This window comes from uncultured Methanobrevibacter sp., from assembly GCF_937881195.1.
Taxonomy (GTDB): domain Archaea; phylum Methanobacteriota; class Methanobacteria; order Methanobacteriales; family Methanobacteriaceae; genus Methanobinarius.
On record NZ_CALGFC010000052.1, the window covers coordinates 1 to 9389 of the forward strand.

Here is a 9389-nt window from a genome sequence, read left to right on the forward strand (position 1 = left end):
CCAATCTTACTTCTTTTTGTTGAGATTTTAACCATTTAAAATAGTTTTTATATTCCCACCCTGCTTTTTTATAATAAAAACCAAGTTCCTCACTTTTAATTATCACCATATGCATAGCACCATAGCGATTTTTAAAAGATCCTAAATAAGTTCTAACACCACCAATCTGGAGATTAGCATTCCAACATTTATCACGTTTATGATAATGAACTCCTTCCATAAAATTACAACCCAATTACTTTAATAAATATATTATACATATAAAATAGAATTTAAACAAGTAAATATTATAAAAAAAATCTTTATAATCCCATTAATAATAAAAAACCAAAAATTTCAAACAAAAAAAGAGATTTGTAAACAATCTTTAAAATGTCTTTTATCATTAGGAAAAATAAAAGAAAACAATCACTACTAATATACAATATATAAAATTATACTATATAAACATGACTACTTAAAATACAAAAAATAATATTATAATTGAAAAATGTAAAGAAAAGGACATTGCAATTAAGTCTAAAGAAAACATAAAGAAATTGTATAATATTGGTAAATTTTAAAAAATATAATAAAAAAGAGAACTAGATAAAATCATTATTTTTCATGTTCTTTCAAAAATTCATTTTGGATAGCTACTACTTCCGAACTATTTTTTACATTACTATAAGATTCAAGAAGTTCTTTATTCAATTCAATAAAAGTATGGCCCCATTTAAATCCATTCATAATATTTTTTGCTTCCTCTTTAAATCCAGTGATGTAAAGAGTTGCAACTATTGCTTCAGCTGTTGAAAGTTTACATGGTTTACCATAGTTAACTGGACTCGCAGCTATTAAAAAAGGAAGACTTCTATGGTATTTTGTAAGTGAGAAAAATTTTGCTGATGAAGAAACTTTATTCCAAGAACAATCAAGCCCAACTATGCCTTTTTTCTCAATGAAATGTTTATCCTCTGGAGAAACAGATTTATCTGAAAAAGGATTTAATATAATAGCTCCATGCGGGATTTGATTAATATTATAAACTATTTTCGATTTTTTTTGTTTTTCTAATTTAAATGCAGTACATTTTTTTCTATCACATTCACCTGCATGAAAAATAGTTATATTTGATCTTTTCATTGATTTAATTTATAATTTTATACATAATAAATTTAATGAATGAATAATATGCTGTTTTTATAGTATTATTATTTAAAATAATATATGAAAAAATACAAAAAACAAACAGAAATTATAATTAAGATTAAAATATATAATAAGTAGTATATTATTAAAAAATTAAAACAGGATATGGAATAAATGGATAAATCAATGTTATTAATTATAATTTTAGTAATATTAGGAATTATAATAGCTACTTCAAATACTGAAGATATTAATAACACTTTAAATGATATAAAAATAACTTTAGAAGGAAAAACTAATCAACAGCCTATAGCTAAAATTAATATTACCTCTGATAATTCTACAACCTTTACAACAAATTATTCTTCAAAAAATGATTCATTTAAAAATTATTCACTTAAAAATTATAATAATTATACAAATAATGGAGAAGATTTAATTAATAATATTAATAATACAAAAATTTATAAAAAAAATGGTATATCATTTTTATATCCTAATTATTGGAATTTTGATCAATTAAATAAAATTTTAAGTTTATATCAAAAAGAATATTTAAGTCGTTGGGATGATGGCCTAATTTTTTATATCTCCGATAATTCATTAGATGAAGAGTTAAAAATTCAAAAAATTGAAAGGTTTAAACAACCTGTTAAACTTACAGTTGATGGTAAAAAAGCCTATTCATTAACTAGTACAAAGGCTGATTATTGGCATTATTTAGTTATAGTTCAAAAAAATAAGACTAATACATATGTTTTTATATTTTATTGCGATAGAGAACTTAAAAAAAAGGACAAAATATTATTTAATGAAATATTAAAAACAATGCAATTAAGATAAAATAGGAAAATGAAAATAGAATAAAATAAGAAAATGAAAATAGAACAAAACAAATTTAAAAAAATAATATTTATAATATATTACGTTCATAAGTTAATATTTTGTCTATAGCAATATCTGGATTATAAACATCCTCTAAATCATAATATCTACCATTAGCTAGAAATGCTAATTCCATATTTATATTACGTCCATGTTTATGCTTTTTCTCGAAATCAATTATAATAGTATATATTTTATTTTCAGCTAACTCTTCACCCATAGCTAAAACATCATTTATAGGACTTCCACGAACTTTTTTGTTATTACTATCATTTATACCAACATTAGGCATTCCATCAGAAAGTATGATTACCATTGGGATAAATTCTCCTTTTTTATTTTCTTTTTTAAGTATTTCAATAGCTTTTTCAATTCCCGAAGCCATTGGTGTAGTTCCACCAACAGTAATATTATCAAGTTTATCTAGAAAAGAACTAGGTCGTTTAGTATTTGGAATTATAATCTCAGATTCCCTACCCTTAAAACCTATAACTGCTAATTTATCCCTATTTCTATTTATATTTTTAATTATTCTCTCTAATATACCCCGTATTTTATTAACTTTCTTTTCAGCTAACATAGATCCGCTCATATCAATTACTAAAGCTATACTTGCTCTTGCTTTATGTTTCCTAATTTTTTTACGAATATCTGCATTTTTTACATTAATTTTCAAATTATTATTATTATTATTATTATATTTAGCATAATTATTATCACTATTATATTTAGCATAATTATTATAAATACTATTTTTAGGATTTTTTGGCTTTTTAGACTTCTTAGAATTTAAAACAGCTGCACGTATTGTAGCATCAATAGCGATATCCGAAGTAGAAACATTTGAAGCATATTGACTTTTTACATATTTTCCTTTTTCACTTTTAGAATTAACCCTAGAACCATAAAACTTTTCTTTTTCCCTACCTTCCATTACTAACATTTTTCGAATATCTTTCTCGAGAGATTCCATTTCAAATTCTTCTAAATCTTTTTCAGATTTGTTTTCATTATAATCAACTTGATATTCATCATCAGAATAATCAGATTCATTAACTTCTCCCTGAATTTGACTTTGATCTCCATAATCATTATTAGGATTATTATTCAAGTTTGATTCATTTTCTAAATTTTCATTAGGATTATCTTCATTAGATTCACCATCTTGATTATTATTACTATTTTTATTATTTGATTCATTATCTCCATTTTTTTTGTTATCTATATCATTATCATTACCTTTACTTTCAGAAATCATAGAATTATCATTATCTTCATTATTTTCTGAATCTTCATTTTCAAGATCATCATCTAATTGATTAAAATTATCTTGATTATTAAAATCTTCATTATCTTTAGAATCATTTTCTAGATTTTTTTGATCCATATCATTTTGAGCTTTTTGAATTTGATTTTGGATTTGATTATTATCACATTGGTCAATTTCGCCTAAAACAAGATATATACTTTCTTCAAGATCATCAATAGATACTTTCCAATGATTATTAAATGCAGCTATTGTTTTGGCTGTTTTAAGAATCGTTATGTCGCTCCTATGGCCTTCAATATCAAGATTCCTGCTTATTCTAGCTATTATTTCAACATATTCATCACTAATAATAACTGATGAAATAAGTTCTCTTGCTTTAACAATCCTTTTTTGAAGTTTCTTTTCATCATTATGATATTTAGCTATAAATTTTTCAGAGTTATTTTCAAAATCATCAATTCTTTTCATGATTTCTATTCTATCTTCAATATCCTCAATTCCTGATACAGAAATTTTCAAACCTATTCTATCTGATAATTGTCCTCTTAGCTCTCCTTCTTCAGGATTCATTGTTCCAATTAATATAAATTTAGAAGGATGAGATATTGAAATTCCTTCTCTTTCAATAGTATTTACACCATAAGCAGCAGCATCCAATAAAACATCAACAAGATGATCATCCAAAAGATTAATCTCATCAATATAAAGAATATTACGATTAGCTTGAGCAAGAATACCTGGTTCAAGAGCCTTAATACCCTCATGAAGAGCCTTTTCAATATCAAGAGAACCAACAACACGATCCTCAGTAGCACCAAGAGGCAACTCAACCACCCTCATAGGCTTCTTAACCAAAAGAACATCTTCCTCCAAACCCTTATCATTAACTTTATACAACTCAAACTCCCTATAAGATTTCAAATCACAATTAAAAGCACAATCTTCAACAACCTCAATTTCAGGCAAAAGATCAGCCAAAGCTCTAACCGCAGTAGTCTTACCAGTACCACGATCACCCTTAATAAGCACCCCTCCAATCGAAGGATTAATAGCATTCAAAATAAGAGCCTTCTTAATCTTATCCTGACCAACAATAGCTGTAAAAGGAAAAACATTCTTCTTCATGATAACCACATTATATTCTTAAAATTATAATAATAAAAAAATAAAAAAGTAATTTAGAAATAAAAAAAATTAATTTGCAAAGAAAAAAAGTAATTTACAAATAAAAAATTCGAAAATTAAAGATTTTCTCTCTCATAATCAATTATTTTTTCTAAAACCATATCTGACAAATCACTCTTAAAAGAACCAAATGACATAGAATTTATATCAACATCTTCTACTTCAAATATATCATTTGTTAATGTATTACCAAGTGCTTCAAGATCATAAAAATTCCCACTTGTTATAAAAGCTAACTCTTTATTAACACTTCGACCCTTACTTTTTTCTTTTTCAAAGTTAACAATAACAGTATGAATATTATATTTAGCTATTTCTTCTCCAATTTTTAAGACATCATTAATAGGATTACTTATAATTTCTTTATTATTTAAATTAAGTTTACTTTTTAAATTTTTATTATTGTTTAATATTTGATTATTAGACCTATCCAAACTTACATTAGTTATACCATCAGATAGAATCATCATCATAGGAATATACTCTTCTTTATTAAAATCTTTCTTCAAAACTTCTAAACCCTTTACTAGTCCCGCAGCCATTGGAGTTGTCCCTCCAACAGTTATATTATTAAGTTTTTCTAAAAAAGAATTATGATTATTAGTATTTGGAATTATAACCTCTGAATCTTTACCTTTAAAACCAATAACTGCAAGTTTATCCTTATTAGCTTGGATATTTGAAATTATTTTTTGAACTATTAATTTTATCCTGTTTAATTTTTCTTCACCAATCATGGATCCACTCATATCCACAACTAGTACAACAGATAATTTTGCCCCATGTTTTCTTATTTTTTCTCTTAAATCCTCTTTTTTTATATCCACTTTTAAATGACTAGTTTTAATATTTTTATTACTTTTTTTAAGCTTTTGAGAATTATTTTTATTTTTTAACAAAGATGCACGTAAAGTTGCATCGATAGCTATATCATCAAATTTATTCGATATTTTGCTTTTAACATATTTGCCCTTTTTACTTTGAGAATTAATTCTTTTACCATAAAGTTTTTCTCGTTTAACTCCCTCAATCATTAATATTTTTTTATATCAAGCTTCCCATCAAGATCAAAATCATTAAAATTTTCTAATTTTTCCCCTTGATTGATTTTAGAATTAAATTCGTCTTTATTTTCAAAATTATTTGTATTTATAAAATTTTTTTCTTTAGGATTCCCTTCCCCTAATTCAATAATATCAGAATCATTGATATTTGAATCATCACTATCTGAAACATTTAAATCATTATTTATAAGTTGATTATCTTGATTTTGTTTTATATTTTTTAATTTATCATTTAATGACTCATGTAGTTGTTCTTCAATTTTTTTTTGAAGTTCATTATTATTTAAATTATCTTTGTTTAATTTTTCTTTTTTTTCATTTTCTCTCTTTTCAATGTCATTTCTAATTTTTTGAATTCTTTGATTAAGTAATGAATCTTCAACAAGAACAAGAGAAATAGATTCCTTTAAATCATCATAATCAACATTTAATTTGTTATTAAAAGCAGCAATTGTTTTTGATGTTTTTAAAATATTAATATCACTCCTATGACCTTCTGAACCAAGTTCTAATGAAATTCTAGCTATTACTTCTAATAATTTCTGATCAATAGTTACTTCATTTAATATTTTTTGAGCTTTAATTATCTTATTTTGGAGATTTTTTTGTTCATTATCAAATTTTTTTATAAAAGACGTCGGATCAATTTCAAAAGCTTCTCTTCTTTTCATTATTTTTATTCTATCTTCAATATTAGAAATTCCTTCAACTTCAATTTCAAGACCTATTCTATCTGATAATTGTCCTCTTAGCTCTCCTTCTTCAGGATTCATTGTTCCAATTAATATAAATTTAGAAGGATGAGATATTGAAATTCCTTCTCTTTCAATAGTATTTACACCATAAGCAGCAGCATCCAATAAAACATCAACAAGATGATCATCCAAAAGATTAATCTCATCAATATAAAGAATATTACGATTAGCTTGAGCAAGAATACCTGGTTCAAGAGCCTTAATACCCTCATGAAGAGCCTTTTCAATATCAAGAGAACCAACAACACGATCCTCAGTAGCACCAAGAGGCAACTCAACCACCCTCATAGGCTTCTTAACCAAAAGAACATCTTCCTCCAAACCCTTATCATTAACTTTATACAACTCAAACTCCCTATAAGATTTCAAATCACAATTAAAAGCACAATCTTCAACAACCTCAATTTCAGGCAAAAGATCAGCCAAAGCTCTAACCGCAGTAGTCTTACCAGTACCACGATCACCCTTAATAAGCACCCCTCCAATCGAAGGATTAATAGCATTCAAAATAAGAGCCTTCTTAATCTTATCCTGACCAACAATAGCTGTAAAAGGAAAAACATTCTTCTTCATAATTTCACCAATAATATAATTATTTTAGGAATTATTTATAATCATTAATTTATACTTTTAAAATCATTTTAATATTTAATAAAGTAGTTTAGACTATTAAAAATTATCTTTTAGGATTAGAAATTTGTTTTATTTATTTAAATTTATCTTTTATATTTAAATCGATATTTCGTAATCTAAAAATTAATTATTAGATTAAATAATTACTTATTATCATAAATAATTATTTATACTATTTATTATTACTAATTTATCTTTTTGATAAAATTCAGTTTATTCTCTTTGTATTTTTGTATATTAAATATAAATTATATATTATTTTTATTGTATATTTATTTTATTATAAACAAATGATTTTAGAAATAATATTACTATAACTTATAAAAAATTAAAAATATTGAATTAAAAATATCATAGAAAAAGAAATTTTTTTATAAGTAAGTTATAATCTACTCATATTAATTATTTTTTTAAATTTATCATAGCTTAGTATTTCCTAAATAATTTAGAAAGAAAAAATAAAAATAATTAAAATATTTAAAAATAAAATAATTTAGATAGAAAAAATAAAAAAATTAATGATGAGTGAACTTTATTGCATTTGAACTATCAAAATCATCATCTTTAGTCAATAATTTATCTTTAAGGAAATCCATCAAAAGAGCCCCTAAAGGAGCTGTAAAAATTATTGCTATAGCAGAAATAGCTAATATTAATTCTCCAGATGCCACTCCTGCAGCTAAAGGCACAGCACCTATTGTGGCTTGCACATTTGCTTTTGGAACATAAGAAACCATGCAATATAATTTTTCCTTATTATTAAGTCCAGATCCTGCTAAAGCCATATAAACACCACCAAATCTAGCTATTAATCCCATACAAATAACTAGTATTCCCAATATAATCACTGGAGCAAATAAACCTTCAGGAGTTTCAATAAGTAATGGAAGTTCCAATTGAGCACCAAGAAGTACAAAAATTACTATTTCCGCAGCTATCCACAAATTTGAATATCTATTTGATAACCCTAATGCAACCTTAGGCATACGATCTAATAATAAGAAACCAATAACCATTACTCCAACAAGTCCGGCTAATGGTATTCTTCCTTGTAAAGCTTCACCAACCGAATTAAGAAGGATTCCTGTTGCAAGTGTGACAAATAATTTTTCAATGTCTGAAAAGTTCCACTTTTTAAATGCATATAACAAGACAAGACCAGTTGCAAATCCTGTTAAAACACCCAATATTAATGAAATTGGTATACTAGCTATACTCCAAGCAATATTTATATTTCCTCCAGTATACATTCCCAAAAATACAGAAAAAATTGTAATAGCTACAACATCATCCGCAGATGAACCTGTTAAAAGTATTGATGGGACATTCCTTTTAGCACCTAAACCTTTATCAATTAAATTAAGCATTCTTGGAACAAGTATTGCTGGTGAAACAGCAGCCAAAATGAAACCTAACATCCCAGATTCAATAAATGATATTCCAAGGAAATAGTGGCCAACTATCATTACCAATATTCCTTCACATACAGAGGGTATAAAACTCATTTCAACAGCGACCCTCCCAACTTTACGAAGTGCATCCCGACTAAGCCCCAAACCTGCTCTAATAAGTAAAATTACCATTGCTAAAGTTGCAATTTCTTGAGTTAACCCCATAAACTCAATATTCAAAATATTTATTGCATAGGGTCCAAGTAAAATACCAATTAGTAAGAATCCTAAAAATGCAGGCACACCTAGCCTATCAAAACATTTTATACATAAAACTCCCAATAGCATTACAATAGCTAAACTTAAAATTATTTGTTCCACTTATCTCATGCCTCTCTAAAATTATAATATATAACATAAATCTTTTAAATATCTAGATTTTATAAAATTTTCAAAAAGGATAATCAATTTGAAAATTTATTATAAATTTTAAAATACTTTGAATATTTTAGAAATTATAAAATTTTTAAATATTTACTATTTATTCATATAGATTATTATGAATTAATATATATTTTAGTAAAATATTACTTCTTATTTTGGAATATTTTAAATTTAAATATAATTATAATAATTTCAATGGACTAATATTAAATTTTTAAGTAATTAGTCCCTAATTTTTCAATATAAATTTATTTATGATTATTCAATAGTTTATATTATATGTAAGGAAATAGGAAACCTTTTTCTTATATCGGATTATAATATTATAGTAAATATTATGATATATAAAAGTTTTGGTAATACCATGAAAAAACAGTGTTCCATAAATAAATAATAATTTATAGGATTATACATAATTTTCATTCATTTTGTCAAAATATAACCAGAAAAATATAAAAAATAAAGTATTATTCTCAATAAAAAAACAATAATAATGAATTTTTACTAAAATATATTTTTTAATTTAAAATAAAAAATTATGAATAAAAAATAATGAATAAGAATAAAAATAAAAAATGAGGGTGACTCATAATTTTTTCTTTTTTTTCTTTTATTTTTCCTTTAAATTTAT

Annotated in this window: 7 protein-coding genes; 1 reads left to right on the top strand and 6 read right to left on the bottom strand. The window is 24.7% G+C overall.

Going from position 1 to position 9389, the window contains the following annotated elements; translation table 11 throughout:
• Together Q0087_RS07010 and Q0087_RS07015 are read right to left on the bottom strand one after the other, a co-directional pair.
• Positions 1–220 (bottom strand): hypothetical protein (locus Q0087_RS07010; RefSeq protein WP_297898971.1); only part of this gene is annotated, 220 nt, incomplete at its 3' end.
• A gap of 377 nt (positions 221–597) precedes the next feature.
• Positions 598–1125: a DUF367 family protein gene (locus Q0087_RS07015; protein ID WP_297898972.1), complete on the bottom strand. Its 528-nt coding sequence runs from the start codon at positions 1123–1125 to the stop codon at positions 598–600.
• Between the two features lie 180 nt (positions 1126–1305).
• On the opposite strand from Q0087_RS07015, the gene Q0087_RS07020 reads away from it, so the two are divergent.
• Positions 1306–1974, top strand: coding sequence for a hypothetical protein (locus Q0087_RS07020; protein WP_297898973.1), 669 nt, complete (start codon positions 1306–1308; stop codon positions 1972–1974).
• 70 nt (positions 1975–2044) lie between these two features.
• Here the strand turns inward: Q0087_RS07020 and Q0087_RS07025 are convergent, their stop codons facing one another.
• The 4 genes from Q0087_RS07025 to Q0087_RS07040 all read right to left on the bottom strand — a co-directional run bounded on the left by Q0087_RS07025 (position 2045) and on the right by Q0087_RS07040 (position 8695).
• Positions 2045–4411, bottom strand: coding sequence for a VWA domain-containing protein (locus Q0087_RS07025; protein ID WP_297898974.1), 2367 nt, complete (start codon positions 4409–4411; stop codon positions 2045–2047).
• 116 nt (positions 4412–4527) lie between these two features.
• A complete protein-coding gene (locus tag Q0087_RS07030) occupies positions 4528–5505 on the bottom strand; it encodes a VWA domain-containing protein (protein WP_297898975.1) in 978 nt (325 codons plus the stop codon).
• The gene (locus tag Q0087_RS07035) at positions 5505–6863 is read right to left on the bottom strand and encodes an ATP-binding protein (protein ID WP_297898976.1); all 1359 of its coding nucleotides are present in this window, start codon (positions 6861–6863) and stop codon (positions 5505–5507) included. The genes Q0087_RS07030 and Q0087_RS07035 overlap by 1 nt, the downstream gene beginning before the upstream one ends.
• Before the next feature lie 575 nt (positions 6864–7438).
• Positions 7439–8695: a cation:proton antiporter gene (locus tag Q0087_RS07040; protein WP_297898977.1), complete on the bottom strand. Its 1257-nt coding sequence runs from the start codon at positions 8693–8695 to the stop codon at positions 7439–7441.
• Positions 8696–9389 lie beyond the last annotated feature (694 nt).